Origin of the sequence: Achromobacter sp. UBA4530, from assembly GCF_002388205.1 — a bacterium.
GTDB classification, from domain to species: Bacteria; Pseudomonadota; Gammaproteobacteria; order Burkholderiales; family Burkholderiaceae_B; genus Achromobacter; species Achromobacter animicus.
Genome location: NZ_DGMA01000016.1, coordinates 117952 through 142454, shown reverse-complemented (window position 1 = coordinate 142454; position 24503 = coordinate 117952). Strand labels below are relative to the sequence as shown.

The window sequence follows — 24503 nt, the reverse complement described above, 5'->3', positions numbered from 1 at the left end:
CAATGCTTAGGACTGCTGCGGTGCCACGAAGTGAGACACCTTCGGCGGCGCATCCCCGATGTGGAAACCGCGCACTTCGGCCTGCTGGTCCGCGTCGGCGTGCGTCACACGCTCGTGTTGGCGCAGGTGTTCCAGCCACGACGTCACCAGGAAGTATTCCAGGTAGCGGCCCGGCTGCGCCGCATCTTCAAAGATCCCCCAGGCGTAGGCCCCATCGCGGCGGCGTTCGGCGCCGGCATGCTGCATGGCTCGCACGAAGTCCGTGCCGCGTGCCGGATCGATCAGGTATTCCACCGTGATCATGACCGGGCCGCGGTCATGCGACACCTGCTGATCGATCAGGGGCTCGGGCCAGTGCATCGACGGTGCGAGGTCCAGGTCGGCGCCCAACTGCAGTTTGGCCTTGCGGGTCAGCAGCATCGCAATCACCGAGCCGGCGGCGGCGATAAGCATCGCGGCGGGGACGCCGGCATGCACCGCGGCTTGGCCCCAGATCATGCTGCCTGCGGTCATCGAGCCGAAGAACACCGTCACGAAGATCGCCAGGCCACGAGCACGCACCCAGTCCGGCAGGGCAACCTGCGCCGATACGTTGAGCGAGGTCAGCACCATGATCCACGACGCGCCGGCCAGGAAGCTGAACGCACCGGCCACCACGGGATGCGGGATCACCGCAAAGACCACCAGCGTGAGCGCCGTGCCCAGCGTACCCGCCATGACGCTGCGGTCAGGACCGAGCTTCTTGCGCAGCGGCGGCAGCACCATCGCGCCAATCACCGCACCCGCACCGACGCAGCCCAGGATGATCCCGTAGAGCATGGCGCCGCCATTGAGCACCTGGCGCACGATCACCGGCAGCAGGGCCCAGTAGGCGCTGGCAAACAGGAAGAACGCGACGGCACGGACCAGCGTGGACTTGAGCGGCTTGCTGTGCAGCGCAAAGCGCAGGCCGGCACGCATGGCATGAAACAGCTGCTCGCGGGGCAGACGCTTTTCGGCGGCAACCGGCGGCTTCCACCAGATCAGTGCGGCCACCACCACGATGAAGCTCAGCGCATTGACGAAGAACGGAATCGCCATGCCCAGGCTGGTGATCAGCACGCCGGCCAGCGCCGGGCCGATCGCACGGCTGACGTTGATGCCCACGCTGTTCGTCGCGATGGCCTGCTGCAGCGAAGGACGCGGCACCAGGCTGGGCACGATGGCCTGCCAAGCGGGCGCCGACAGCGCCGTGCCAATGCCCATCAGCAACGTAAAGCCCAGCAGCACCCACGGCGTGGTCAGGCCAAACCACACCACCAGGCCCAGCGCCAGGGCGATAAAGCCCATCGCGATCTGCACCATCAGCAGCAGCTTGCGGCGATCCATCGTGTCGGCCAGCGCACCGGCCAGGAGCGACAGCAGGAAGACCGGCAGCGCGCCCGCCGTCTGCACCAGCGCCACGAACATGGGCGAGGGCGACAACGACGTCATGAGCCATCCGGCGCCCACGTCATGCATCCAGGTGCCGATGTTGGACAGCACGGTGGCAACCCAGATTACGGAGAAGGCGGAATAGGCGAAAGGCGAGGACGGCTGGGCGTCGGCGGGGCGGGTGTCGGCGGTCGTCATGGGAGGCTCCGGGGCTGCCGGTCAATACGAGAAAAAAAGCCCGCGGCATCGGCCGCGGGCCTGGGGATTTAGCGAGCGATAACCGGCGCAGCGACGGGCGCGATCGCCTCATGCTTCGTCTGCGTACGTTGCGCGGCCTTGTGCACCATCGTGTAGGCGTAGTCCACGCCCATGCCGTACGCGCCCGAGTGTTCCTTGACGATTTCCATCACGGCATCGTACGAATCGCGGCGGGCCCAGTCGCGCTGCCATTCCAGCAGCACTTGCTGCCACGTCACCGGCACCACGCCAGCCTGGATCATGCGTTGCATGGCCATGTCGTGCGCTTCCTTCGACGTGCCGCCCGACGCGTCGGAAACCATGTAGATCTCGTACTCGCCTTCCAGCATGGCGCACAGGGCGAAGGTGGTGTTGCAGACTTCGGTCCACAGGCCGGCCACGATCACCTTCTTGCGGCCATTGGCGGCGAGCTGGTCGCGCACCTTCTGGTCGTCCCAGGAGTTCATCGAGGTGCGTTCCAGTACTTTCTTTTCCGGGAAGACATCAAGCAGTTCGGGGTAGGTGTAGCCGGAGAACGATTCGGTTTCGACGGTGGTGATGATGGTCGGAATGTCGAACGCCTTGGCGCCCTTGGCCAGACCCACGACGTTGTTCTTGAGCGTCTGGCGGTCAATCGACTGCACGCCGAAGGCCATTTGCGGTTGGTGATCGATGAAGATGATCTGGCTGTTTTCGGGGGTCAGCACTTCGAGCTTGGCGGTGGTGTTGGTCATTTCAGTGTCCTTGAAGAGGTAGGTTTGGGGTGTTGCTTGCAGCGCGTTGCTGCGATGAACAGAACTATATTCTTCGGGACAATCGGGCGGTAGATGGCTATTTTTGCCTTCATCGTTCTTTTTATGGAACGATGAAGGTTTGCAGGACTGTTCGGCGACGGCCATCTATGGGAACGACATGGGTATCATCCGCAGTCCTGCCGCTCAGACCGGCTTCAGCATCCCGCCTCCGATCCCATGCAATGCCCTCGCTGCAACTGGCAGAACCCGGCCGCCAATAAGGTGTGCTTCAGCTGCAAGGCCGTCTTGCCGGTTACTGCCCACGAGGCGCCCGCCCAGCGGCCCGGCCCGGGCGTCAACGCCCCCATCTTTCCCGGCATCTGGGCCCGACTGGCCGCCACGGCGTTCGACGCCATCGTCATGGTGGCCGCCATGGTCGGTCTGTCCATGGCCGCCTCATACACCTATCAGGGCCTGACTGGAGCAGACGGGCCCGCGCTGCTGGCAATCGCGGGCGGGCTGCTGGGCTTGCTGCTGCCCGCATTCATGGATGCCTGGGGCAATGGCTCCCCCGGCAAGCGCCTCTTGAAGCAGCGGGTGGTGACGCGCAAGGGCAGCTCACCGGGACTTCTGCGTTCGATCTGGCGGCATACCCTGAAGTACTCGCTGAACCTGGCGTTACCCGGCCTCTTCCACCACATACAGCAGGCGGTTTTTGGCGAGCGCGCCATGCACAACGCCCTCGCCGGCACTCACGTGGTGTCCAGCCAAGTCAATCCGCGGGTCGTGCTGCCGGCGCTGGCTCGCGTCCGTGCCGTCACGGGCGCCGGCCGGTTCTTGTTCATCGTATTCGGCATGGTGGCGCTGGTCCTGGCCGGCATGGTGATCGCGGTCGTCGCCCTCGACAAGGATGACGCGGACAGTCCGCTGCGCGCCGACGTCATCCACCTGGATCTCGTGTCGGATCCCGTGCGCCTGCTGGCGGAAAGCTACTATCAGCGCACCAAAACGTTTGCGCCCGACATGGCCGCGCTCGGCGTGACGCTGGAATCGCTGCGAACCAGCGGCTTCAGCAAGCTGGAGATGAATCCCGTCAACGGCGTGCTGCGCTTTACCATCGCGGGCGATCCGGGCACGGCGGTCCTACCGTCGTTGGGCGGCAAGCACCTGGTCTATCTGCCCGAGCTGCGGTCCGAAAAGAAGGGTGGCGGCGTGCGCCGTTGGCGATGCGGCAGCGACGACATCCCGCGCGAAGACCGCCCCTACAGTTGCCGTCACGAAGCCGGCGCCCTGGCGCGCTAGTCCGATCTTCCGAACAGAGAACCTTGCGCATGTCCAGCCTGATCGAATCCATCCACCGCGCCGATGACGGCAGCGACCTTGCCCAAATGCAGGCCTTGTGCGAGCAAGGTCTGCGCGAACAGCCCGATCTCGCCGTCATGTGGGCACTGCGCGCCCGCTATCACGACCAGCGCCGCGCGTACGCGCAGCGTGACTCGGACCTGGACCGCGCGTTGGCGCTGGATCCGCAATGCAGCGACGCCATTCGCTTGCGAGTCACCGCGCTCTACGACGCGGGCCAACAGCAGCAGGCCTGGCGCCTCCTGCGCGAGGCCCTGACACGTACGCCGTCGCACTTCGGATTGCTGATGGCCGAGGGATATCTGCTGATCAACGACCGTCAACTGGACGACGCCATTGCAAGCTGGACCCGCGCCTCGCAACTGCGCCCATTCGCCGCCGCGCCGCATTGCTACATCGGCTCCAATCTGCACAACGCAGGCCGCTACCAGGACGCGCTGCCCTACCATCAGCGCGCCGTCGCGCTGGCGCCCAACAATGGTGGCTTTCTTTATGACGCCGGCAACAACTATCGCCGTCTGGGCGACCTGAACAACGCCATCGTGATGTTCGACCGCGCCCGCGCCATCCTGGGCGAGGAGAACGCAATCCAGCACAATCGCGCCTCGTGCCTTCAGGCGCTCGGACGCCACGAAGACGCGGTGGAGGAATGGACCAGCCTGCTGCGCCGCGAACCCGACTGGGATTGGCCCCTCGAGGGCAAGGCGCGCTCCCTGCACCGCCTGGGCCGAGGCGACGAGGCGGCGCCGCTATGGCGGCGCCTGGATGCACTTTCAGACAGCGGCTGGGAAGGCCGCAAGGAGCAAGCCCGCGAGTATGTGCGCAGCGGCGACCCTGAGTTGGCGGAAGCGGCATTGCAGGGCCTGGATCCGCTGTCCAGCGGCGACGCCCAGCTGCTGTTCGTCGCCGGCAATGCGCAGCGCGACCAGCGCCGCTGGGAAGCAGCACTGACCTATTACCTGCGCGGCTACGAACTCGCGCCCGACAACGACTTCCTGCCCGGCAACGCCGCCGACATGCTGAACAGGCTGGAACGTCACGATGAAGCGTTGCCCTTGTCCGAGGTCGCGATCTCGCTGGATCCCGATTGGCTCAAGTGGCGCCGCGCACGCATCGAGGCGCTGACCCACCTGGGGCGCGCAACCGAGGCCGTGGCCGACGCGGACCAGGCGATGGCACACTGGCCCGACAGCGGCCCCCTGCACGCCGAACGCGTCAATGCGCTGATCGCCGCCAGCCGCTATGACGAGGCGCTTGCAGCGTGCGACCGCCTTATTGCGCTGGATCCCGACTACCGCAGTTGGGCGCTGTTCTCACGCGGGGAAATCTACGGCCACATGAAGCGGCATGCCGAATCGGCGCTGGCATTCCGCCAAGCGTCCGCCTCGTATCAACAGAACGGCAAGCCTCAGTACCAAGAGCTGTCGATGCAAAATGCGCTGGCTGCAGAACAGGCCGCGGCCGCGCCGCGTGGAATTCTCGGCCGACTGTTTGGCCGCAAGTGAGCGTTGAAATTCGGTGCTTCCCAGGTTGAATCCACGCGAACCTTTCGACGGCGACGGCGCAACAGAAAGAAATCGGTGCTCTCAAACGATCATCGACTGTTGCGCAAAGATTCCCGCCATCGCGCCTTGCCAGGATGCCGTGGTGACTGAATGCATGGCAGGGTTGGCAAGGTCGCCCGCGGCGTAGATGCCGGGCGTGCTGGTCTGGCGGCGCTCATCGACCTTCAGGGCGATGCCTTGGGGCGTCTCAACCGTGGCGAGGCCCAGCGATTCATGCAAGCGTGCAGAGGGCTTGTTGCGCGGATGGGCAAACACGATGTCGACTGCAACAGCAGGGCCTGCATCGAGCTTGACGGTGACGTTATGGCTTTCGTGATGGTTCAGTTCGGTGATCAGGCCATCAACGACGCGGACGCGGCGGCGTGCTAGATCATCCCGGACGTCGGGCGAGATGTCGTGACCATGAGCGAAGACCGTCAGCGTGTCAGTCCAGTCGTGGTACAGCCTGACGTAGTTGTGCGACGGCGGGCCGGACCAGATAAGGCCCCAATGCCGCCCTGCGACCTCGAAGCCGTCGCAATAGGGGCATGGAACGATGGACGTGCCCCAGCCCTCGGCGAAGCCCGGAACATCAAGCATCTGGTCAGCCACCCCATAGCTCAAAATCACGCGGCGCGCGCCAAGGCGCTCGCCATCGCCAATCAGGACAGAGAAATCGTCCAAGGCGCCGGAAACGCTTTCAGCTTTTGCATTGATGATCCTGACTGAGGGGTACCGCGCGAGCTGCTCCCTCGCCTCCGTCAGGATGTCCTGCGGTGGCCTGTGGTCGTGACCGAGCAGTCCATGGGAATGGTCGGCAAAGCGATTACGCGGCAGGCCGGTGTCGAGAACGATGACCTTTCGGCGGGCACGTCCGAGTTGAAGCGCCGCGGCAAGGCCGGCAAAGCTGCCGCCGATGATGATGACGTCATTCATGGTATTGGGATCCGTGTTCTATATCGAAGGGATTGGGACTGCGCTCGGCGGTGAGCCGTGTATGCGCGAGGCGCCGGAAGGCGCCGCTACGGTTGAAGCCTATTCACCGGCGCGCACATTTCGGATACCATGAGGTATCCTAAATCCCTAATTACGATACTGTCAAGTACTGGAATACACGTGGCGGAGAAAAAAACGCAGGGGCGGCGTGGCCGCCCCGCCAATGAGGCGCTGGGCCAAGCAATAGTGAACGCGGCCAGCCAGCTATTCGTGGAACTGGGTTTTCAGGCGACGACCATGGACAAGGTCGCTCAGCGCGCGAAGATATCCAAGCTCAGCATCTATCGCCATTTCGAGAACAAGGAGGCGCTATTCAGCGCGGCCATCGCGGCGCACTGCCACCAGTTTGCACCTCAGGCACTTATCAATGGCGTCGAGGGCTCAGCCGAAGATCAGCTCATCACGGTGGGATCATTCCTGCTTCGCACGCTGTTGAGCCCGGACGTTCGCAATGTTGAAGCCATGATCATGGCTGACAAGACGAATCAAAAGTCGTTAAGCAAGCTCTATTTCGAAGCCGGCGCAGCCTATGTCATTGCCCAGATCGAGGCCCTGTTGCGTCAGTTGCACGCGAAGGCGGCGCTGAACGTGCCCGATCCTGGCCGCTCGGCCCGCTTGTTTGCCGCGCTTATCAAGGGTTGCGACCTTCTGACAATCGCGCGTTTCGATGAGGCGAAAGCAGAGGACGACGACGAAATCGAATCCTATTGCCGGTCGGCTGCCGCCATGTTCATCGCCGCGCACGTCGGCGGGCAGAAAGAGACTCCACAGACATAGCGTCAAGAGACAGGCGCCCAAAAGCCTAGATCTGCTCGGATTGCCAACCGCATCCGAAGCGCACTAAAAAGGGCTGCGAACGCAGCCCTTTTTTCAACTACGGTAAGGTCGACGGATTCGCGCCGTCGCCTGAATCACTCCACCGTCACGCTCTTCGCCAGGTTCCGCGGCTTATCCACATCCGTACCCCGCGCGCATGCCGTGTGATACGACAGCAACTGCAGCGGCACCGTGTGCAGAATCGGCGACAGCTTGCCGTAGTGTTCCGGCATGCGGATCACGTGCATGCCTTCGGCGCTTTGAATCTTGCTGTCGGCATCAGCAAAGACATACAACTCACCGCCACGCGCGCGCACTTCCTGCATGTTGGACTTCAGCTTTTCCAGCAGCTCGTCCTTGGGCGCGATGGTGACGACCGGCATGTGCTCGGTGACCAGCGCCAGCGGACCGTGCTTCAGTTCGCCGGCCGGGTAGGCTTCGGCGTGGATGTAGCTGATTTCCTTGAGCTTGAGCGCGCCTTCCAGCGCGATCGGGTAGTGCATGCCGCGGCCCAGGAACAGGGCGTTTTCCTTGGAGGCGAAACGATCGGCCCAGGCCATGATCTGCGGTTCCAGCGCTAGTACCGAACCGATGGCGGACGGCAGGTGCCGCAGGGCCTTCAAATGCTCGGCTTCCTGCTCTTCCGTGAGCTTACCGCGCGTCTGCGCCAGCGCCAGCGTCAAGAGGAACAGCGCAGTGAGCTGGGTGGTGAAGGCCTTGGTCGAGGCCACGCCGATTTCGACGCCGGCGCGCGTGATGTATGACAGCTTGCACTCGCGCACCATGGCGCTGGTGGACACGTTGCAGATGGTCAGCGTGTTTTCCATGCCCAGCGAGCGCGCGTGCTTCAGCGCGGCCAGCGTGTCGGCGGTTTCGCCGGACTGCGAGATCGTCACGACCAGCGAGCGCGGGTTCGGCACGCTGTCGCGGTAGCGGTATTCGCTGGCGATTTCGACGTTGACCGGGATCTTGGCGATGGATTCGATCCAGTACTTGGCGGTCAGGCCGGCGTAGTAGCTGGTGCCGCAGGCCAGGATCAGCAGGGAGTCGACTTCCTTGAAGATCTTGTAGGCCTCGTCGCCAAAGAGTTCGGGCGTGATGGACTCGATGTCCTGCAGGGTGTCGCCGACCGCGCGCGGCTGCTCGAAGATTTCCTTCTGCATGTAGTGGCGGTAGGGGCCCAGCTCGGCGGCGCCGGTGTGCACGTGCACGGTATGCACTTCGCGATCGACGTTCTTGCCGGCGGCATCCACAATCCAGACGCGCGAGAGCTGCAGGTCGACGACGTCGCCGTCTTCCAGGTAGATGATCTGGTCGGTCGTGCCGGCCAGCGCCAGCGCGTCGGACGCGAGGAAGTTTTCGTTCTGGCCCACGCCCACCACCAGCGGCGAGCCTTGGCGCGCGCCGACCACACGGTGCGGTTCGTCGCGGCAGAACACGGCAATCGCATAGGCGCCATGCAAGCGGCGAACGGCGTTCTGCACCGTTTCGAAGAGGTCACCCGAGTACAGGTGATTCACCAGGTGTGCGATGACCTCGGTGTCGGTCTGGCTTTCGAAGACGTAGCCGACGGCTTGCAGCTCGGCGCGCAGTTCGTCGTGGTTTTCAATGATGCCGTTGTGAACGAGCGCGATGCGCGGCTCGTCATTGCCCAAATGCGAGAAGTGCGGGTGGGCGTTGTGCGTGGCGGGCACGCCGTGCGTGGCCCAGCGGGTGTGGGCGATGCCGGTGAAGCCTTGGATCTTGTCCTGCGCAACCTGGTCGGCCAGCTCTGCCACGCGCTGCGTGCTGCGCGTGCGGCGCAGATGGCCGTCGGCGTAGACAGCGACGCCGCAGGAGTCATAGCCGCGGTATTCCAGGCGCTTCAGGCCTTCAACGAGGATCGGGGTGATGTCGCGCTGGGCGACGGCGCCAACAATGCCGCACATAGGAGTGACTCCGGGTAAGTTCAGTACCGACGCATTGTGCGCGACCCTTAAAGAAATTTGATTTCTTTATGTTCGACAATTTGGCAGTTAATTCCCTTACACAAATGTGATTAAATTATCTTTCGTCAAGATCGACATTTTGAATTAATCATGCAAAACACGTCCATTCCCCTACCTGAACTGGATGATCTGGACCGGCGCATTCTTGAACAGTTACAAGAAGACAGTTCGCTGACCAACCAGGATCTGGCCGCGCGGGTGCACGCATCGCCCCCGACCTGCCTGCGGCGGGTGCGGCGATTGGTGGAAGAAGGGGTGATCGACCGGCAGGTGGCCATCCTGTCGGCCGAGAAGCTGGGAAGCACGCTGACGGCGATTGTGGAGATCACGCTGGACGTGCAGGCCGCCGAAAGCCTGGACGCGTTCGAGCAAAGCATGCTGACGGAGCCGGCGGTGCTGCAGTGCTACCGCGTATCGCCCGGTCCGGATTTTGTGGTGATCGCGCAGGTGAAGGACATGCCGGCGTATCACGCGCTGGTGCACCGCGCCTTCACCGCGCAGGCCAATGTGCGTAATGTGCGCACGTTTTTCTCGGTGCATCGCGCCAAATTCGAGACGCGGATTGATGTGCGGGGGTGAAGTGCCGGCATGAGGTGCGGCTATCGAACAGCCGCAGAGAAACGCGGCAGATGAAGCGGCCTACTTCCGCCCCACCAACCGCTCAAACTGCGCCAGATACCGGTTCCCCATCTTCTGCACGTCGTGCTCATTGCGCACGTACTCATACGCACGTTCGGTGACCTCGTGCCGGAACGCCGCATCATCCAGGCAGCGCGCCATGCCGGCCGCCATGGCCTGATGATCGCCCACGGCGCATAGCACGCCGCGGCCGTCGGCCAGGCTTTCCTTCAAGCCGCCGGCGTCGGTGGAAACAACGGGCACACGTTGCAGGAAGGCGTCGAGCACACTGCTGCCCAGCGCTTCTTCCTCGGAGCTCATGACGAAGACGTCGAGGATGCTGTAGAAGTCTTCCACGCCCTTGCGAAAGCCGGCAAAGCGGTAAACGTCTTCGATGCCGAGCTTGCGAGCTTCGTCCTTGGCCTGCTGTTCGCGGTCGCCGCCGGCGCCGAAATGCAGGAAGACGAAGTCGCGGCGCGTCTTGGCCAGTTCGCCGACGGCGCGCACCAGCGTAACGGGGTCCTTGTCGCGGATGAGGGCGGCGGAGGTCGCCATGACCTTCTTGCCCTCCAGGTCGAACTCGCGCACCAGGTTGGCGACGTTCTCGGTGTTGATCTGATGCGGTTCGACGGCGCTGCGGATGATGACGGGCTCGATGCCCAGTCGGCGCGGCTCGCCGGCGGCCATCTCGCTGATCGCCACAAACAGATCCGTGTGACGCCACTTGTACCCGGTCTTCCATTCGTCGCCCGGCTTGACGACAAACGACGTGCGGCGCGAGAACACGACCGGCCGGCGGTGCAGCCATTTGGTCAGCACGGCCCACGTGATGGTGTTGGCGGTCTGCGCGTGGATGATGTCGTAGCGGCCGGCGCCGGCCAGAAACGCAAGCTGTCCGGGCACGTTGCGCACAGTGTGGGCGACGAATCCTTCCTGGCGGGCGCGCTCGGCAAGCGGCGCGCCTTCGCGGCACATCACTTCGACGTCATGGCCCGCCTTGCGGAAGGCGCGCATGCAGTACAGCGTCTGGCGCTCGCCGCCGCGCCAGCCTTTTTCGAAGTTCAGTTGCAGGATCTTCATGCGCGGCCGATGCCCGAGTATTCGAAGCCCAGGCCGCGCACGTCGGCCGGCGTGTACAGATTGCGGCCGTCGATGATGAGCGGCGTCTTGAGCAGGGCCTTGACGCGATCGAAGTCGGGCGCGCGGAAGACCTTCCATTCGGTGGCGATGAGCAGGGCGTCCGCGCCGTCCAGCGCGTCGTACATGTCGGTGGCGAAGCTGACGCCTTGATGGCCGGCCAGCACGCGGCCGGCTTCGTGCATGGCCACCGGATCGTAGGCGCGTACCTCGGCGCCGCGGCGCGTGAGTTCGGCGATGACGGTCAGGCTGGGCGCTTCGCGCATGTCGTCGGTGTTGGGCTTGAAGGACAGGCCCCACAACGCAATCTTGCGGCCGCGCAGGTCTTCGCCGAAGCGCTCGACCAGTTTCTCGGACAGGCGGAATTTCTGCGCGTGGTTCGCGGCTTCGGCGGCTTCGATGACGCGCATCGGCAGGCCGTGCTCGGACGCCGTGTTGACCAGCGCCTGCACGTCCTTCGGGAAGCACGAGCCGCCGTAGCCCGCGCCGGGATACAGGAAGTGATAGCCGATGCGCGGATCCGCGCCAATGCCGCGGCGCACCTGTTCGACGTCGGCGCCCAGCACTTCGGCCAGGTTCGCCATCTCGTTCATGAACGAGATGCGCGTGGCCAGCATGGCGTTGGCGGCGTATTTGGTCAGTTCGGCGGAGCGCACGTCCATCACCATCAGGCGGTCGTGCGTGCGCTGGAAGGGCTCGTAGATGCGGCGCATGACGCCGATCGTGTAGTCGTCGTCGGCGCCGACGATGACGCGGTCCGGGCTCATGAAGTCGTTGATGGCCGCGCCTTCCTTCAGGAATTCCGGATTGGACGCCACCGTGAACGGCAGGTCCACGCCGCGCTCGGCCAGTTCCTTGGCGACCACGGCGCGCACCTTGTCGGCCGTGCCGACGGGCACCGTGGACTTGTCCACGATCAGCTTGCGCGAGGTCATGTGGCGCGCGATGTTCTGCGCGGCGGCCAGCACGTACTTGAGGTCCGCGGATCCGTCTTCGCCGGGCGGCGTGCCCACGGCGATGAACTGGACGTCGCCAAACGCCACGCTCTGCGCGACGTCATCGGTGAAATGCAGCCGGCCGGCCTGCACGTTGCGGCGCACCAGGTCTTCCAGGCCCGGCTCGTAAATGGGGATGCCGCCCTGGCGCAGCAGCGCGATCTTGGCCGCGTCCACGTCCAGGCACATGACATCGTTGCCCATGTCGGCCAGGCACGCTCCCGACACCAATCCTACGTAACCGGTACCCACGACCGTGATTTTCATGCCTGTGCGCCTTCAAATAGGTAATCTTTGCGCCCGGAAAGTGAAACCGGGCGCCGGCCGCCATTATAGAAGCGGCCCGCGCCCGGGGGTCCGGACGGGTTTAAGGCGGCGCCAGCGGCTGCTAAGTCCGCAGCTTGTTGAAGCGGACGGTGTTGACCACCACGGCCAGCGCCGCGCACACCGTGCCCAGCACAAGCGCCAGTCCCGGCCCGTGGGCCGCGCTGACACTGAAGGCAATGGCCACCAGCGCGGTGCCGAAGCTCTGCCCGAAAACCCGGGTGGTGGCCTGCAAGCCGCCCGCCGCGCCGCTGCGCAGCCGGGGCGCGGCAGAGAGCAGCGCGCGGTTGTTCGGCGTCTGGAAGAAACCGAAGCCTACGCCCGCCACGAACATGCCGGCGATGACGGGCCAGTTCGACACCGTGGACGGCAGGAGCGCCAGCCACAGCATGCCCGCGACCATCGTGGCCGCGCCGATGCCACTAAGCGTGGCGGCGGAATAGCGGTCGGACAGGCGTCCAGCCAGCGGCGCGATGATGGCCGTGCCGACCGGCCACGCCCCCATCAGCATGCCCACTTCCAGATACGGCCGGCCGAGCACCTGCTGGAAGTAGAACGGCAGCGACACGTACGAGGCCATCTGCGCGGCGAAGGTGCACGCCGACGCGCCCACCGCGAACGCCAGCGGCCGGATGCGCAGCAGATCCACCGGCACCAGCGGCGCGGTCTGCTGACTGGCGCGGCGCACCAGCACAATACCCGCCACTGCCGAAATCGCGACCAGACCGATGCCGCGCAGCAGATCCTCGCCCATCATGTCCACGCCGGAGATGAACACGCCCAGCGTCGCCATGCAGAGCAGCGCGCTGATCCAGTCCAGCTTCACATCGTTGCGCGGCACTTCGGGCAGATGGCGCAGGCCAAACATGGCAAGCGCGCAGATCGGCAGGTTGACGGCAAAGATCCACGGCCACGGCGCGACGGACAGAATCGCCGAGCCGATGGTGGGACCCAGCACCGACATCACCGCCACCGTGGTGGCGTTGATGCTGATGCCCCGCCCCAGCATCTTGAGCGGATAGATATTGCGCACCAGCCCGCCAAACATGCACATGAGCGTGGCGGCGCCCAGCCCCTGGAACACGCGCGCGGCGGTCAACTGCCACAGCGTGCCCGCCAGCGCGCAGCCCAGCGAGGCCAGCGTGAACAGCACCAGTCCGAACGTGAACATGCGGCGAAAGCCGATGCGCTCGGCCAGCGCGGACAGCGGCAACAGCGCCATCACGACGGCCAGGTTATAGGCGTTGACGATCCACACCGCCTGCGCGGGCAGCGCGTTCAGATCCTTGGCGATCGTGGGCAGCGCCACGTTGGCGATGGTGGTGTCCAGCACCGACAGGCTGATGCCCGTCATCACGGTGGCCGCCGCCCAGTACCGGCGCGGCGCCGGCAGGCCGTCGGGCGGCGCGGGCTTGGCCCCGCCGCCCGCGGCCGCTGCCTGTTCCTGCGTCACGACTTCTTGACCGGGCGCTGCCATCCGTCGACGGTGACCTGCTTGGGACGCGACACTGTCAGCTTGTCGGCCGGTGCGTCGCGCGTGAGGGTGGTGCCGGCGCCCAGCGTGGCGCCGCGGCCGACGCGCACGGGCGCGACGAGCTGCGTGTCAGAGCCGATGAAAGCGTCGTCTTCGATGACGGTGCGGTGCTTGTTCACGCCGTCGTAGTTGCAGGTGATGGTGCCCGCGCCCACGTTCACGCGCGCGCCGATGTCGGCATCGCCGATGTAGGCCAGGTGGTTCGCCTTGCTGTCGGCGCCCAGCACGCTTTTCTTGATCTCGACAAAGTTGCCGACGTGGCTGCGGTCGCCCAGTTCGGCGCCGGGACGCAGGCGGGCATAGGGACCCACGCGCGCATCGCGGCCGACTTCGGCCTGCTGCAGGTGGCTGAAGGCTTCGATCTGCGTGCCCGCACCGACGCTGACATCACGCAGCACGCAATGCGGGCCCACGCGCACGCCGTCGGCCAGCGAGACCTGGCCTTCGAACACGCAGCCCACGTCGATGAACACATCGCGGCCGCAGGTGAGCGTGCCACGCACGTCAAAGCGCGCCGGGTCGGCCAGCGTGACGCCGGCTTCGAGCTGGCGGCGGGCCTGCTCGGCCTGCCAGCGGCGCTCCAGTTCGGCCTGCTGCACACGGCTGTTCACGCCCAGCGTTTCCCAGCCGGCGCCCGGCTGGGCCGCCCCCACGGGCACGTCGTCGACCACGGCCAGCCCGACCACGTCGGTCAGGTAGTACTCGCCCTGGGCGTTGTTGTTGTCGATGCGGGTCAGCCAGTTCTTCAGCTTCGCGGTGGGCGCGCTGAGAATGCCGGTGTTCACTTCCTTGATTTCGCGCTCGGCATCGGATGCGTCCTTGTGTTCGACGATGCGGCACACGTTGCCGTTGGCATCGCGCACGATGCGGCCGTAGCCGGTGGAATCGGCCAGCACTTCGGTCAGCACGGCGGCGCCCTGGCCGCGCGCGTCCAGCAAACGCTGCAGCGTTTCGGGCTGCACCAGCGGCACGTCGCCGTACAGCACCAGCGTGACGTCGTCCTTGCCGTCGCCTTCCAGCAGCAGCGGCACGGCCTGTTGCACGGCGTGACCCGTGCCCTGTTGCGGTTGCTGCAGCACGAAGTGCAGGTCCGGCTGGCCTTCAAACGCCTGCTTGACGCGTTCAGCGCCATGGCCGACCACCACGATGATGCGCGCGGGCTTCAGTTGGCGCGCGCTGTCCAGCACGTGCGACAGCATGGGTTTGCCGGCCAGCGTGTGCAGCACTTTGGGAAGGTCGGACTGCATGCGTTTACCCAGTCCGGCGGCAAGAATCACAACATTAAGCATAGGTTCCAGTAGGTTGAGAGACGGGCGGGCGGCCTTGCGGCCTACCCGCGTGTCGATTGAAGGATGGGTTCAGGGCTTGCCGTCGGCAGGCCCATTTTTCTTGGCGGTCTTGGCCGTGCGCTTGGCGGCGGCCGGCTTGCGCGCGGCGGCGGGTTTGGCGGGCGGCTTTCCGGTCTTGGCGTCCGGCTGGGCCGACGCCTTGGGGGCCTCGGAGTCGGATTTGGACTTGGACTTTGCGGCGTCCGGCGCGCCTGCTGCGCCCGGTGCGCCGGCCGGCATGGATGCAGCGGTAGCCGCTGCGATCTGATTGAACTGCTGCTGCAGCAGGTCCCACCACGCCTTGGACGCTGACTGCGCCGCGGCGCCCATCTGTTCGCTCATGGCGGCGGCCGATTCCGGTCCGCTCCCGGCCGATGCGCCTGCGCCTTCCGGTTGAACACCCGACTGCGCGGCGGCATTTTCCTTTTCACTTGCAGGGGTCGCATTGCTGGACTGCGCAGAAGCGGCACTGGCAGAACCCGCCGTTTTCGGCGCCGGCTTCAACCCCAGCGCAACTTCCAGCGGCGACGCCGCGGCGCCGTCCTGGCTTGCGCCCATATCCATACGCGATGCGCTGTCCACGAAGGCGCGCAAGGTGCTGATCGTGGAGCGCTGCACTTCCATGCCCTGGATGGTGCTCGAGAGCATGCTGAGATTCATGCGCAGCCAGTTTTCCACCGAGCGAAGCTCGGCGATGCGGCGGTCCAGGTCTTCCAAATTCATCGGCGGGGCCATGGGCAGGCTGCTGGCAAGACCGCCGGGACCGGTCAACCCGGCCCACGCCTGTCGCATCATCTCCATGCTGGCCAGCAGCGGGTTGCCCGACAGATCAGAGCTCTGGCCCATGCCGGGCAGGACGAACGGGTTGTTGTATTGGTCGCTCATTCCAGGTGTCTCCATAGTCGGGTGCTTGCTGCCGGCGGCCGGGGTCACCCGGGCAGCAGTTGATTGTTCTCCACGCGCACGTGGTCGCCGGACGCGAACGCGAACGGCTGCGCGCTGCGGAACTGGCGGGTGCTGCCGTCATTCATGCGCACCGTGAGTTCATAGTGCGTCACTGTTTGTTGCTGTCTGATATTACGCTCAACTTCACGGCCTGCCAAAGCACCGCCGACCGCGCCCAGCACCGTCAGCGCCGTCTTGCCGTTGCCTCCGCCAAACTGATTACCCACAACGCCGCCGGCCACGCCGCCCGCGATGGTGCCGACCAGATGGTTGCTGTCGTCCTTGGTGGGCACCTGCACCTGGCGGATGGTCTGGACCACGCCGCAGGTCGCGCAGGCCTGCTGCGCCGGCGCTGCGGCCGCACGCTGGGGCTGGGCGGGTTGCGATGGCTGCGATTGCTGCGCCTGATGCATCTGGCCAGCGGGCCTGCCCGCGCCCGGCGGTGCGGTATTCGCGGCGGTGGGCGGTTCAGCAGCCGGCGCCGGCGCCAGGTTGGCGTCCTCGGGCCCGGCCTCGGCCACGGCGGCCTCCGCGTGCGGATTGGCGGACGGCGACGGCAGCCAGCCCAGCACGGCAGCGACGCCTACCGAACACATGACGATGACGGCGATCGCCGCGGCGGCAAGCAGCGGATGCAAGCCGCGGCGCGGCGACGCGGAAGAGGTCGAGGTATTCATGACGATGCTCCATCGTAACTAACCGGCAGTGGTATAGCACCCGCGCGCGGTTTCGGCATGTTGCGATGGTGACCCTTCATTGCAGGGCAGATGGAGGGTGGACAGGGTGGGGCATTCGTGGACAATAGGCCCCATGGATTCGATCACGCTGACCCAACTGGAACAGGCAATCAACTACTGGCGCAACACGTCGCCATCAGTGGGAGAAGAGTCTCGCCTGTGCCCCGAGGCGGCCGCGCTGGCCACCCCTTACGCGCTGATGATCATCAGCCATCAACGCGAAATCGCCGCCGCCGAACTCGGCGATAAAGCGCGCGCGGCGCTGGCGGCCTGGGCGGCTGCAAAGGCCTGAGCAGGCTGGCGGCCAGTTCCGCCGCAATCAACCCCGCCGTTATCCCTTGAGCAGCGCCTGGATGTCATGCGTCAGGGCATCAACCCCGACGTTGTTGTTGACCAGCACGCGCGACTCGCCCTTGCCGTCCAGCAGGTAGAACGCGGCCGTGTGGTCCATCGTGTAGCTGCCGTCCTTGGTGGGCGCCTTGGCGTAATACGCCTTGAACGACGCCGCCGCCTTCTTCACCTGGTCCGGCGTGCCGGTCAGCCCCAGGAACCGCGGATCAAACGCCGTGACGTATTGCTTGAGCACCTCGGGCGTATCGCGCTCAGGGTCCACCGAAATCAGCAGCACCTGCACGCGATCGGCGTCCGGACCCAGCTTTTTCATGACTTCGGTCAGTTCGGCCAGCGACGTGGGGCACACGTCTGGACACTGCGTGAAACCGAAGAACACGACCACGACCTTGCCGGAAAAGTCCGACAGCTGGCGCATCTTGCCATTGTGATCGGGCAGTTCCATGGCGCGGCCCAACTGCGTGCCGCTGATGTCGCTGCCCTTGAACACGGGTTTGGTCTCGCCGCAGGCAGCCAGGGCGGCGGCGACGGCGGCAGCTGCGCCCAGTCGCAGGGCCAGCCGGCGGCTGGCGGAAAACACGGACATCAACAACCTCCAGGGGATCAGCGCAACAGGCCGACCCAGTGGTCCACCAGCAGCGCGCCAAACAGCAGCGCCAGGTAGAGAATGGAAAAACGGAACATGCTGCGGGCCAGCTCGTCGCTGTAGGCGCGATACAGGCGCCAGGCGTAGGACACGAACATGCCGCCCAGCACCAGGGCGGACAGCAGATAGAGTTCGCCGCTCATGCGGATGGCGTAGGGCAATAGCGTGGTCGCCATCAGCGCCAGGCTGTACAACAGGATGTGCAGGCGGGTGAACTGGTTGCCGTGCGTCACCGGCAGCATGGGCAGGCCGGCCTTGGCGTAATCGTGATTGCGATAGAGCGCCAGCGCCCAGAAGTGCGGCGGGGTCCAGATGAAGATGATGAGGACCAGCACCCAGGCCTCGGCCGGCACCGAGTCCGCAACGGCGGCCCAGCCCAGCGCGGGCGGCATTGCGCCCGACAGGCCGCCGATCACGATGTTCTGCGGCGTGCGCGGCTTGAGGATGATGGTGTAGATGATGGCGTAGCCCACGAACGTGGCGAACGTCAGCCACATGGTCAGCGGGTTGACCATGTTGTAGAGCACGAACATGCCCGCGCCGCCCAACAGGCCCGACAGGCTCAGCACCTGGAATGCCGAAATGGTGCCGCGCGCCGTGGCCCGGCGCGCAGTGCGCAGCATGCGGGCGTCGACTTCCTGTTCGATCAGACAGTTGATGGCGAACGCGGCAGCGGCCAGCAGCCAGATGCCGATCGTGCCGAACAGCACACGGCGCATGTCGGGAATGCCGGGCGCCGCGAGGAACATGCCGATCACGGCGCAAAACACCGCCAGCTGCGTGACGCGCGGCTTGGTGAGAACGAGGTACTGGCGGAGCAATCCGGATTGAGGAGCGGCAAGACTGGTCATAGTGGACCTCATTTTAAACGCGCACCAAATTGGGGTCGTACCGCCCCACCGGCTCGCGGCCGGCCGACGCCAGCCGCACCATCAAAACCACCGCCGCCAGCGTCAGGCCCGCAGCGCCCCCATTGTGCAGCACGGCGATCAGCAGCGGCCACTGGAAGAAGATGGTGGTGAGTCCCGTAAACAGCTGCGCGGCCAGCAGGGCCAGCATCAGCGTGGCCGGGCCGCGCAGGCCGGGCTCGGCGGCGCGCAGCCGCCACGCCAGGATGCCCAGATAGACGAACACCACGAAGGCGAAGTTGCGGTGCACCCAGTGGATCGCCGTCAGCGCGGGCTGCGAGATCATTTCGCCGGAAGGCAGCTCGCCCAGGCCCCGGATGACGGAATAGCCGCCGTGGAAGTCCATTTCCGGCACCCACACCCCGTGGCAGGTGGGAAAGTCCATGCAGGCGAGCGCCGCATAGTTGGTGCTGACCCAGCCGCCCAAGATGACCTGCACCAGCAGAAGTCCGAATCCGACCGCCACCCACGGCTTCCAGCGCACGGCCTGCGCGCTTACCGGGAGGTGCGGACGTTCGCGCGAAGACAGCCAGGTCATCAGCGCCAGCACCGACAGGCCGAACACCAGATGCGCGGTCACGACGGCGGGCATGAGCTTGTGGGTCACGGTCCAGGCGCCGAACGCGCCCTGCACGCACACGGCGACCAGCGTCGTGATGGCCAGCGCGGGCGAGCGGCCCAGTTCGCGGCGGTAACGCCACGCCATGTAGACGATGCCGATGATGAGCATGCCCAGGATGGCGCCGACATAGCGGTGGATCATCTCGATCCAGGCCTTGGACAGCGTCACCGGCCCGAAGGGCATGGCCTGCGAGGCCTCGTGGATGTCGCCCATTGCGCCGATCGGCGTGACGCTGCCGTAGCAGCCGGGCCAGTCCGGACAGCCCAGGCCGGAATCCGTCAGGCGCACGAAGGCGCCGAACATGATGAGGTCCAGCGTCAGGAACCAGGTAAAGAAGACGAGCTTGCGATAACGCGCTTTGATGCGTTCCATATTCAAATCAAAAACCTACATTCAACCAATGCGCGAGTTATAGACGAGCTTGCTGATGTCCTTGCGCACCCGCACGCCATCCGCCTCGGCGGGATACTGCATCATCAGGTTGCCCAGCGGATCGATCACCCAGATCGGATCCTGCAGGCCGGGCTGGCCAGCGGCCGTGTCGCGCGCCAGGAGGAACCGCGCCAGCTGATCCGGATCCACGCGCACCATCACCGTGCCCTTGTAGGCCTCCAGCACCTTGTCCGGCACCACCGCGTCATCCGTGATGAACCAGACGCGCGCCAGGCGATCCACGTTCTTGCCCTGGCTGGCGTGGCTGTTGCGCGTGATGAACAGCTTGCGCGCGCAGCTTTCGGGGCAGGCCGCGCCGTCGGCGGCCACCAGCAGCCATTTGCCCTTCAGGCTTTCCAGATCGAAGGGCTTGCCGTCCAGTGTGGTCAGACGCAGTTCGGACGCCGCGGGCATGGGCCGTTGGGGCGACAGCAGCGTACCGTAATTGCTGGAATCGGTGGGCCACCACTGCGGGTTCAGGTAGACCACGAACGCCGCGACGATGGGCGCCAGCGAGCACAGGAACACCAGCACCATGGGCGTCAGCGAACGCTTGACTGCGGGCTTGTTGGTTGGAATGTCGCGAGCCACTTTTTATCCTGGATTAGCGTTGGTCATCTGCGCGCACGCATGCGCGCCTGGGCCTGCTGGTCCACGCGCTGGCGTGAGCGGCGGATGGCGCCCCCCAGCACCACCAGCCATGCAATGGCGGCAATTGCGCCAAAAGCGAACCACTGTACCGCGTACGACGTGTTCTGCTGGAAATCGACAGAGGGCTGGGGCCAGTCGCGCACCAGGCCATCATCGGCCTGGCCGCCTTGGCTCAGCACCGTGGGCAAAAAATTCAGTCCGGTCGCGCGGGCATAGGCGTCCAGCGGCAGGTTCTGCACCTGCGGCACCGTGCCGCCCGCCACCGGCAGCGCCGCGGGCAGGGTGGAGGTTTCCGCGCCGCTCAGCGACCACAGCTCGAACATGCGCGGCACACGCACCGACAGCTCGCCCTGCACGGTCTGCACGCCCTCGGGCGTGGCGGGCAGTTGCGGCTCGCCCTGGCCCTGGATGACGCGCGGCAGCCAGCCCCGCAGCACCAGCACCGCGCGGTTCGTGGCCGCGTCCAGCAGCAGCGGCGTGGCCAGCCAGTAGCCCGGCCGGCCTTCATGGTTGCGATTGTCCAGCAGTACACTGAATTGCGGCAGCCACGTGCCGCTTGCTTGCGCCACGCGCCAGGGCGTCATGTCGGCGAGCGGCGTTGACGGCGTCAACGCCAGCGGCGCTTGCTTGCGGCCCGCTTCGATCGAGGCCAGAATGGCGCGTCGCTCATCGCTGCGGCGCAACTGCCATTGCCCCAGCGACACCAGGACCATCACGGCCAGGCCAAGCAGCAATAGGGCGGCTACCGTGTAGCGGGTGGAATGCGGTCGGGACATCTGTCGTTGCTGAATCTGAATAGTCGGGAGACCACAATGCGCGTTTTCGTCGTTCTGGCCTTCATCGGGATACTGGCCAGTCTGGCATCCGCCCTGGTCTACCTGATGCGGGACAAAGGTACCACCAACCGCACGGTCAACGCGCTGACGGTCCGCATCGGCCTGTCGGTCGCCCTGTTCCTGTTCGTGCTGTTCGCCCATCACATGGGCTGGATCGAAAGCACCGGTTTTAGATAGGCTGCACGGGTCCCGGTTCCCCGGGTCCTGCACCGCATTGCCGGCGCGCGCCTCCAAATAGCCTGAAAGCGCGATGGATGCCGGCTTGCCGCCCAGCCATCCCTTCGCGCTTTCCCGTGCTGCAACCGCTGCCGGCGCCGCCGGCCGCGATCAGAACCACGACGTCAGAACCAGTACACGAACAGGTACAGGCCCAGCCACACCACGTCGACAAAGTGCCAGTACCAGGCCGCGCCTTCGAACCCGAAGTGATGGTCCGGCGTGAAATGGCCGCGGATCAGGCGGATCAGGATGACGGTGAGCATCGTGGCGCCCAGGATCACGTGGAACCCGTGAAAGCCGGTCAGCATGTAGAACAGCGACCCGTACGCGCCCGAGTTGAACTTGAGGTTCAGGTCCTGGTAGGCGTGGATGTACTCAAACGCCTGACAGGCCACGAACACAAAGCCCAGGATGACGGTGGCCGCCAGCCAGAACTTCGCCTTGCCGCGGTGGTTTTCACGCAGCGCGTGGTGGGCGATGGTCAGCGTGACGCCGGAGCTCAGCAGCAGGGCCGTGTTGATCGTGGGCAGCCAGAAGGGACCCACGGTCTGGAACGGTTCCACCACGCCAGCCGGACCGAAGTTCGGCCACGCGGCCTGGAAATCCGGCCACAGCATCAGGCGGTGGTCGATGTCGCCCAGCCACGGCGTCGTGATCGTGCGCGTGTACCAGAGCGCGCCAAAGAACGCCGCAAAGAACATGACCTCGGAGAAGATGAACCAGCTCATGCTCCAGCGGTACGAACCGTCGATGCGCTTGCTGTTCAGCCCGGTCTCGGACTCGTGGATGGCGTCGCCGAACCAGTAATACATGACGATGACCACGCCGATGAACCCCACCAGCACGGACCACTTGCCCCAGTCCGCGCCGTTGACCCAGGCCGCGGCTCCCAGGCCCATGAAGAGCAGTGCCACGGCCATGCGCACGGGATGGCCCGAGTCGGCGGGGACAAAGTAGTACGGTGCCTCTTTACCTTGAACCGAGTGGCTTGCACTCATGGCTTTCTCCCTGGTACAGATTTAGATTTAGGTAATTCAAGTCAGGCTGGATACGGCCCAACGAACAATTAAAACCAGCACAGTCACAAAGATTGCCGCTGCCAGCAGTCCGGCCACGATCACGTGAACCGGATTGAGCTTGGCGCTGTCCTCACGGTAGCCCGCGCCCTTGCGCACGCCGAAGAACCCCCACGCCACCGCCTTCATCGTCTGAAGGAAACTCAGCTTGCGCTGAGACGTTTCGCGAAGGTCGTCGCTCATGGCCCCGGCTCCTAGCCGACGGCCTTGCCGGTCAGCAAGGCCGAACCGCGGATCACCGTCCAGGCAAACACGGCAACGACGAAAACCAGAAGAACCAGTCCTGCGATCTTGTTACGGCGGCGCTGCTCGGGTGTCATTGCTGTGCTACCTGGAACATGGATAGGGATTTACTTCACTTCGGGCGGCGTTTCGAAGGTGTGGAACGGCGCGGGCGACGGCACCGTCCATTCCAGTCCTTCGGCGCCTTCCCACGGCTTGGCCGGGGCCGGTTCACCCTTGCCCATGTAGCAGCGCAGGATCGCAACCAGGAAAATCAGCTGCGACAGGCCGAACCAGAACGCGCCGATGGTGGCGAGCTGATGGAACGTCGTGAACTGCGCGGCGTAGTCGGCGTAACGGCGCGGCATGCCGGCCAGACCCAGGAAGTGCATCGGGAAGAAGGTCACGTTGAACGAGATCAGCGTCGACCAGAAGTGCAGCTTGCCCAGCTTTTCGCTGTACATGCGGCCCGTCCACTTGGGCACCCAGTAGTAGGCGCCGGCAAACAGCGCGAACAGCGAGCCGGCCACCAGCACGTAGTGGAAGTGCGCCACCACGTAATAGGTGTCGTGGACCTGGATGTCGATCGGGGCCACGGACAGGATCAGACCGGTAAAGCCGCCCATCGTGAACACGAAGATGAAGCCGATGGAAAACAGCATCGGCGTCTCGAACGTCATGGAACCGCGCCACATCGTCGCGACCCAGTTGAACACCTTCACCCCGGTCGGGATGGAGATGAGCATGGTGGCGTACATGAAGTAGAGCTGACCGGTCACCGGCATGCCCGTCGTGAACATGTGGTGCGCCCACACGATGAACGACAGCACGGCGATGGAGGCGGTGGCGTACACCATCGAGGCGTAGCCGAAGAGCTTCTTGCGGGCGAACGCGGGCACGATGGCCGACACGATGCCGAACGCCGGCAAGATCATGATGTAGACCTCGGGGTGCCCGAAGAACCAGAACACGTGCTGGTACAGGACCGGGTCACCGCCGGCGGCGGCATTGAAGAAGCCCGTGCCGAAGTGGCGGTCGGTCAGCACCATGGTGATGGCCGCGGCCAGCACCGGCATCACGGCCAGCAGCAGGAACGCCGTGATCAGCCAGGTCCAGCAGAACAGCGGCATCTTCATCAGCGTCAGGCCGGGCGCGCGCATGTTCAGGATGGTCACGATGATGTTGATCGCGCCCATGATGGACGACGCGCCCATGATGTGGATGGCGAAGATGGCCAGGTCCATGCCGGGGCCCATCTGCAGCGACAGCGGCGCGTACAGCGTCCAGCCCGCGGCGGTGGCGCCGCCCGGCACGAAGAACGAGGCGGTCAGCATGATCGCGGCGACCGGCAGCAGCCAGAAGCTGAAGTTGTTCATCCGCGCGAACGCCATGTCGGATGCGCCGATCTGCATCGGAATCATCCAGTTCGCAAAGCCCACGAAGGCCGGCATGATGGCGCCGAACACCATGATCAGGCCGTGCATCGTGGTGAACTGGTTGAACAGCTCGGGGCGGAAGAACTGCAGGCCGGGCTCGAAGAGCTCGGTGCGCAGCAGAAGGGCGAGCGTGCCGCCCTCCAGAAGCATGACGAACGAGAAGATGAGATACATCGTCCCGATGTCTTTGTGGTTCGTTGCAAAAAGCCACCGGCGCCAGCCCGTGGGCACGCCGTGGTGGTGGTCATCGTGACCGTGGCCGTGGCCCGGCGACACGTGGTCTACAGTGACGCTGCTCATGATGGACTCCTTCCTGCTGAGTGCCAGCCCCGTTCAACGGGGCGGCAGGGTATCTCTGACTAAACGGAACCGGTTCTACCGGTGAAGGAACGGCCC

General features: G+C 65.1%; 25 protein-coding genes. 6 read left to right on the top strand and 19 right to left on the bottom strand.

Annotated elements, in window-relative coordinates:
* Nucleotides 1-6: 6 nt before the first annotated feature.
* Both B2W22_RS14425 and B2W22_RS14420 read right to left on the bottom strand, forming a co-directional pair.
* Entirely contained in the window at nt 7-1611 is a 1605-nt protein-coding gene (locus B2W22_RS14425) for an MFS transporter (protein WP_175123866.1), read from the bottom strand.
* Nucleotides 1612-1679: 68 nt separating this feature from the next.
* Entirely contained in the window at nt 1680-2384 is a 705-nt protein-coding gene (locus B2W22_RS14420) for a hydrolase (RefSeq protein WP_105236975.1), read from the bottom strand.
* 306 nt (nt 2385-2690) lie between these two features.
* On the opposite strand from B2W22_RS14420, the gene B2W22_RS14415 reads away from it, so the two are divergent.
* Together B2W22_RS14415 and B2W22_RS14410 are read left to right on the top strand one after the other, a co-directional pair.
* The gene (locus B2W22_RS14415) at nt 2691-3686 is read left to right on the top strand and encodes an RDD family protein (RefSeq protein ID WP_286938265.1); all 996 of its coding nucleotides are present in this window, start codon (nt 2691-2693) and stop codon (nt 3684-3686) included.
* 29 nt (nt 3687-3715) lie between these two features.
* Complete coding sequence (locus B2W22_RS14410) at nt 3716-5251, top strand: tetratricopeptide repeat protein (RefSeq protein ID WP_175123869.1); 1536 nt, start codon at nt 3716-3718, stop codon at nt 5249-5251.
* 81 nt (nt 5252-5332) lie between these two features.
* Here B2W22_RS14410 and B2W22_RS14405 read toward each other — a convergent pair whose 3' ends face one another.
* Complete coding sequence (locus B2W22_RS14405; RefSeq protein ID WP_286938263.1) at nt 5333-6226, bottom strand: NAD(P)/FAD-dependent oxidoreductase; 894 nt, start codon at nt 6224-6226, stop codon at nt 5333-5335.
* A gap of 180 nt (nt 6227-6406) precedes the next feature.
* Between B2W22_RS14405 and B2W22_RS14400 the strand changes: the two genes are divergently transcribed.
* Nucleotides 6407-7063: a TetR/AcrR family transcriptional regulator gene (locus B2W22_RS14400; RefSeq protein WP_254594984.1), complete on the top strand. Its 657-nt coding sequence runs from the start codon at nt 6407-6409 to the stop codon at nt 7061-7063.
* A 134-nt stretch (nt 7064-7197) separates the two neighbouring features.
* On the opposite strand, the gene glmS is transcribed toward B2W22_RS14400, so the two are convergent.
* Nucleotides 7198-9030 carry a glutamine--fructose-6-phosphate transaminase (isomerizing) gene (gene glmS / locus B2W22_RS14395; protein ID WP_191576302.1) on the bottom strand — a complete coding sequence of 611 codons (1833 nt, stop codon included), beginning with the start codon at nt 9028-9030 and terminating at the stop codon, nt 7198-7200.
* Nucleotides 9031-9180: 150 nt separating this feature from the next.
* Here glmS and B2W22_RS14390 point away from each other — a divergent pair, with 150 nt between their 5' ends.
* On the top strand, nt 9181-9669 hold the full coding sequence (locus B2W22_RS14390) for an Lrp/AsnC family transcriptional regulator (RefSeq protein WP_175123873.1): 489 nt from the start codon (nt 9181-9183) through the stop codon (nt 9667-9669).
* Nucleotides 9670-9729: 60 nt separating this feature from the next.
* On the opposite strand, the gene B2W22_RS14385 is transcribed toward B2W22_RS14390, so the two are convergent.
* From B2W22_RS14385 to B2W22_RS14360, 6 genes are all read right to left on the bottom strand, one after another.
* The gene (locus B2W22_RS14385) at nt 9730-10788 is read right to left on the bottom strand and encodes a glycosyltransferase family 4 protein (protein ID WP_175123874.1); all 1059 of its coding nucleotides are present in this window, start codon (nt 10786-10788) and stop codon (nt 9730-9732) included.
* Entirely contained in the window at nt 10785-12107 is a 1323-nt protein-coding gene (locus tag B2W22_RS14380) for a UDP-glucose dehydrogenase family protein (RefSeq protein WP_286938260.1), read from the bottom strand. Before B2W22_RS14380 ends, B2W22_RS14385 begins: the two co-directional genes overlap by 4 nt.
* Before the next feature lie 121 nt (nt 12108-12228).
* On the bottom strand, nt 12229-13641 hold the full coding sequence (locus B2W22_RS14375) for an MFS transporter (RefSeq protein ID WP_414631963.1): 1413 nt from the start codon (nt 13639-13641) through the stop codon (nt 12229-12231).
* Nucleotides 13614-14987: a bifunctional UDP-N-acetylglucosamine diphosphorylase/glucosamine-1-phosphate N-acetyltransferase GlmU gene (gene glmU, locus B2W22_RS14370; RefSeq protein WP_175137078.1), complete on the bottom strand. Its 1374-nt coding sequence runs from the start codon at nt 14985-14987 to the stop codon at nt 13614-13616. Before glmU ends, B2W22_RS14375 begins: the two co-directional genes overlap by 28 nt.
* 69 nt (nt 14988-15056) lie before the next feature.
* A complete protein-coding gene (locus B2W22_RS14365; protein ID WP_286938255.1) occupies nt 15057-15911 on the bottom strand; it encodes a PhaM family polyhydroxyalkanoate granule multifunctional regulatory protein in 855 nt (284 codons plus the stop codon).
* 44 nt (nt 15912-15955) lie between these two features.
* On the bottom strand, nt 15956-16648 hold the full coding sequence (locus B2W22_RS14360) for a glycine zipper 2TM domain-containing protein (protein ID WP_218342362.1): 693 nt from the start codon (nt 16646-16648) through the stop codon (nt 15956-15958).
* 133 nt (nt 16649-16781) lie between these two features.
* On the opposite strand from B2W22_RS14360, the gene B2W22_RS14355 reads away from it, so the two are divergent.
* Entirely contained in the window at nt 16782-17000 is a 219-nt protein-coding gene (locus B2W22_RS14355; RefSeq protein ID WP_286938252.1) for a DUF3717 domain-containing protein, read from the top strand.
* 39 nt (nt 17001-17039) lie between these two features.
* On the opposite strand, the gene B2W22_RS14350 is transcribed toward B2W22_RS14355, so the two are convergent.
* The 5 genes from B2W22_RS14350 to B2W22_RS14330 all read right to left on the bottom strand — a co-directional run bounded on the left by B2W22_RS14350 (nt 17040) and on the right by B2W22_RS14330 (nt 21094).
* Complete coding sequence (locus B2W22_RS14350) at nt 17040-17645, bottom strand: SCO family protein (RefSeq protein WP_286938249.1); 606 nt, start codon at nt 17643-17645, stop codon at nt 17040-17042.
* A gap of 17 nt (nt 17646-17662) precedes the next feature.
* Nucleotides 17663-18556 (bottom strand): heme o synthase, encoded by an 894-nt coding sequence (cyoE, locus tag B2W22_RS14345; protein WP_175123882.1) that lies wholly within the window; start codon nt 18554-18556, stop codon nt 17663-17665.
* A gap of 13 nt (nt 18557-18569) precedes the next feature.
* The gene (locus B2W22_RS14340) at nt 18570-19607 is read right to left on the bottom strand and encodes a COX15/CtaA family protein (protein ID WP_286938246.1); all 1038 of its coding nucleotides are present in this window, start codon (nt 19605-19607) and stop codon (nt 18570-18572) included.
* 21 nt (nt 19608-19628) lie between these two features.
* Nucleotides 19629-20204 carry an SCO family protein gene (locus tag B2W22_RS14335; RefSeq protein WP_175123983.1) on the bottom strand — a complete coding sequence of 192 codons (576 nt, stop codon included), beginning with the start codon at nt 20202-20204 and terminating at the stop codon, nt 19629-19631.
* 77 nt (nt 20205-20281) lie between these two features.
* Nucleotides 20282-21094, bottom strand: a complete 813-nt coding sequence (locus B2W22_RS14330; RefSeq protein WP_286938244.1) for an SURF1 family protein — start codon at nt 21092-21094, stop codon at nt 20282-20284.
* A 36-nt stretch (nt 21095-21130) separates the two neighbouring features.
* Between B2W22_RS14330 and B2W22_RS14325 the strand changes: the two genes are divergently transcribed.
* Nucleotides 21131-21331: a twin transmembrane helix small protein gene (locus B2W22_RS14325; protein WP_105236947.1), complete on the top strand. Its 201-nt coding sequence runs from the start codon at nt 21131-21133 to the stop codon at nt 21329-21331.
* Between the two features lie 164 nt (nt 21332-21495).
* Here B2W22_RS14325 and B2W22_RS14320 read toward each other — a convergent pair whose 3' ends face one another.
* Genes B2W22_RS14320 through ctaD form a run of 4 tightly spaced genes read right to left on the bottom strand, consistent with a single transcriptional unit; the run spans nt 21496 to nt 24407 of the window.
* Nucleotides 21496-22371, bottom strand: coding sequence for a cytochrome c oxidase subunit 3 (locus B2W22_RS14320; protein WP_175123885.1), 876 nt, complete (start codon nt 22369-22371; stop codon nt 21496-21498).
* Nucleotides 22372-22407: 36 nt separating this feature from the next.
* Nucleotides 22408-22632 carry a DUF2970 domain-containing protein gene (locus B2W22_RS14315; RefSeq protein WP_056565538.1) on the bottom strand — a complete coding sequence of 75 codons (225 nt, stop codon included), beginning with the start codon at nt 22630-22632 and terminating at the stop codon, nt 22408-22410.
* An 11-nt stretch (nt 22633-22643) separates the two neighbouring features.
* Nucleotides 22644-22769 (bottom strand): cytochrome oxidase small assembly protein, encoded by a 126-nt coding sequence (locus tag B2W22_RS14310; RefSeq protein WP_217467855.1) that lies wholly within the window; start codon nt 22767-22769, stop codon nt 22644-22646.
* A 30-nt stretch (nt 22770-22799) separates the two neighbouring features.
* Nucleotides 22800-24407, bottom strand: coding sequence for a cytochrome c oxidase subunit I (gene ctaD, locus B2W22_RS14305; RefSeq protein WP_175123886.1), 1608 nt, complete (start codon nt 24405-24407; stop codon nt 22800-22802).
* Nucleotides 24408-24503 lie beyond the last annotated feature (96 nt).

What these genes read in the sequence shown, in the direction of transcription:
- B2W22_RS14405 (WP_286938263.1), bottom strand. Translation starts at nt 6,226, where the DNA reads ATGAATGACGTCATCATCATCGGCGGCAGCTTTGCCGGCCTTGCCGCG.
- B2W22_RS14410 (WP_175123869.1), top strand. Translation starts at nt 3,716, where the DNA reads ATGTCCAGCCTGATCGAATCCATCCACCGCGCCGATGACGGCAGCGAC.
- B2W22_RS14320 (WP_175123885.1), bottom strand. Translation starts at nt 22,371, where the DNA reads ATGAGTGCAAGCCACTCGGTTCAAGGTAAAGAGGCACCGTACTACTTT.
- B2W22_RS14360 (WP_218342362.1), bottom strand. Translation starts at nt 16,648, where the DNA reads ATGAATACCTCGACCTCTTCCGCGTCGCCGCGCCGCGGCTTGCATCCG.
- B2W22_RS14350 (WP_286938249.1), bottom strand. Translation starts at nt 17,645, where the DNA reads ATGTCCGTGTTTTCCGCCAGCCGCCGGCTGGCCCTGCGACTGGGCGCA.
- ctaD (WP_175123886.1), bottom strand. Translation starts at nt 24,407, where the DNA reads ATGAGCAGCGTCACTGTAGACCACGTGTCGCCGGGCCACGGCCACGGT.
- B2W22_RS14355 (WP_286938252.1), top strand. Translation starts at nt 16,782, where the DNA reads ATGGATTCGATCACGCTGACCCAACTGGAACAGGCAATCAACTACTGG.
- B2W22_RS14390 (WP_175123873.1), top strand. Translation starts at nt 9,181, where the DNA reads ATGCAAAACACGTCCATTCCCCTACCTGAACTGGATGATCTGGACCGG.
- B2W22_RS14380 (WP_286938260.1), bottom strand. Translation starts at nt 12,107, where the DNA reads ATGAAAATCACGGTCGTGGGTACCGGTTACGTAGGATTGGTGTCGGGA.
- B2W22_RS14315 (WP_056565538.1), bottom strand. Translation starts at nt 22,632, where the DNA reads ATGAGCGACGACCTTCGCGAAACGTCTCAGCGCAAGCTGAGTTTCCTT.
- B2W22_RS14340 (WP_286938246.1), bottom strand. Translation starts at nt 19,607, where the DNA reads ATGGAACGCATCAAAGCGCGTTATCGCAAGCTCGTCTTCTTTACCTGG.
- B2W22_RS14335 (WP_175123983.1), bottom strand. Translation starts at nt 20,204, where the DNA reads ATGGTGCTGGTGTTCCTGTGCTCGCTGGCGCCCATCGTCGCGGCGTTC.
- B2W22_RS14365 (WP_286938255.1), bottom strand. Translation starts at nt 15,911, where the DNA reads ATGAGCGACCAATACAACAACCCGTTCGTCCTGCCCGGCATGGGCCAG.
- B2W22_RS14325 (WP_105236947.1), top strand. Translation starts at nt 21,131, where the DNA reads ATGCGCGTTTTCGTCGTTCTGGCCTTCATCGGGATACTGGCCAGTCTG.
- glmS (WP_191576302.1), bottom strand. Translation starts at nt 9,030, where the DNA reads ATGTGCGGCATTGTTGGCGCCGTCGCCCAGCGCGACATCACCCCGATC.
- B2W22_RS14310 (WP_217467855.1), bottom strand. Translation starts at nt 22,769, where the DNA reads ATGACACCCGAGCAGCGCCGCCGTAACAAGATCGCAGGACTGGTTCTT.
- glmU (WP_175137078.1), bottom strand. Translation starts at nt 14,987, where the DNA reads ATGCTTAATGTTGTGATTCTTGCCGCCGGACTGGGTAAACGCATGCAG.
- B2W22_RS14425 (WP_175123866.1), bottom strand. Translation starts at nt 1,611, where the DNA reads ATGACGACCGCCGACACCCGCCCCGCCGACGCCCAGCCGTCCTCGCCT.
- B2W22_RS14330 (WP_286938244.1), bottom strand. Translation starts at nt 21,094, where the DNA reads ATGTCCCGACCGCATTCCACCCGCTACACGGTAGCCGCCCTATTGCTG.
- B2W22_RS14420 (WP_105236975.1), bottom strand. Translation starts at nt 2,384, where the DNA reads ATGACCAACACCACCGCCAAGCTCGAAGTGCTGACCCCCGAAAACAGC.
- B2W22_RS14375 (WP_414631963.1), bottom strand. Translation starts at nt 13,641, where the DNA reads ATGGCAGCGCCCGGTCAAGAAGTCGTGACGCAGGAACAGGCAGCGGCC.
- B2W22_RS14385 (WP_175123874.1), bottom strand. Translation starts at nt 10,788, where the DNA reads ATGAAGATCCTGCAACTGAACTTCGAAAAAGGCTGGCGCGGCGGCGAG.
- cyoE (WP_175123882.1), bottom strand. Translation starts at nt 18,556, where the DNA reads ATGACCAGTCTTGCCGCTCCTCAATCCGGATTGCTCCGCCAGTACCTC.